This window comes from Bartonella massiliensis (assembly GCF_902150025.1).
Classification (GTDB): Bacteria; Pseudomonadota; Alphaproteobacteria; order Rhizobiales; family Rhizobiaceae; genus Bartonella; species Bartonella massiliensis.
Genome location: NZ_CABFVS010000012.1, coordinates 1 through 1,188, shown reverse-complemented (window position 1 = coordinate 1,188; position 1,188 = coordinate 1). Strand labels below are relative to the sequence as shown.

The window sequence follows — 1,188 nt, the reverse complement described above, 5'->3', positions numbered from 1 at the left end:
ATAGGAAATATCTGCGGCATTTGATAAACACCATCATTAAGATCTCGACTATAATAAAGCCATTGTTGTGTAAAAGGACGATAAAGACTTTGCGTAAGGCAATGTCTTTCAAAGTTAAAAGTTTTTTCTTTGACCAAATCTCGTTTGAGATTATGACTCCAACTTATCTTTTTTTCATCTGAATTAACAAAATCATTTGCAGAGTTTGCACGCAACTTATGATCAGCATATACATAAGTATCATTAAAACGTTCTACTTCGCTATTATAGAAGACAATCATATTACTCATGTTTTGTGATAAAGCTTCACGGCTTGAGTTATAAACCCAAGTATCACGACTTGTCATAATACCACGAGAATAAGTTTCAAAAAGCTTTTTATCATGCCCTTTTTTAACACCTATTGCTAGGAATGTTTTAAAACTTTCATCACGTTGATTAATCCAATCATTATACTTGTCAGGTATAATTATTTGCCAACCGTTTTCATGTGTAATGCCATCAACGCTACTAAAGGATTCTATAATCGTGAGTTTATCTTTTGTCGTGAGATCATTACCAATATCATGATAGTAAATTTTACAATCTCCAGAGACATTAGGATTTTTGATAAATAGTGTTACGGCAATACCCGTCATACTTCCATTACCAAAAACATTCTCACCTTCTTGAGCAGCTCCATTGCTTAACATATTTTTACGAATATCACCCCGTAAATTGAGCACGTAAATACTGGTAAATTCTTTGGCTAAAGATTTACGCAAGCTGTCCATTGTTGGCTTTTCTATGTAACTTGAACCAGAAACAAAGCCGATTACCCCTGCATCACCAATACGGTCACTAGCCCAACGGATAGCACGAATATAACTATCATAAAGCGCTCGTATGTTCGTGACTTTTGATTGAGCGGCATAAGTTTCACGAATACGGTTATCTAATATGGGATAAGGACTGTTCTTTGCATTGTCGTTTTCGTTTTTTTGTCCTACCGAATAAGGGGGGTTACCAAAAATAACTTTGATATCCAGTTTCTTTTGATGTTCTAAATATTCACTGTTTTCTTTGAGTATACCTTCCATAAGGTCTTTTTCTTTAAGCATCTGAAACGTATCAGCCAAACCAATATGTTTGAAAGGAATGTACTCTCCTTTCATAAGACTATGATAGGTCGATTCAATGTTAATGGCT

The 1,188-nt window shown here is 34.6% G+C and carries 1 protein-coding gene; it reads right to left on the bottom strand.

The window, feature by feature from the left end; genetic code table 11:
- Positions 1 to 1,188 (bottom strand): type ISP restriction/modification enzyme (locus FNZ60_RS03330; RefSeq protein WP_342774751.1); only part of this gene is annotated, 1,188 nt, incomplete at both ends.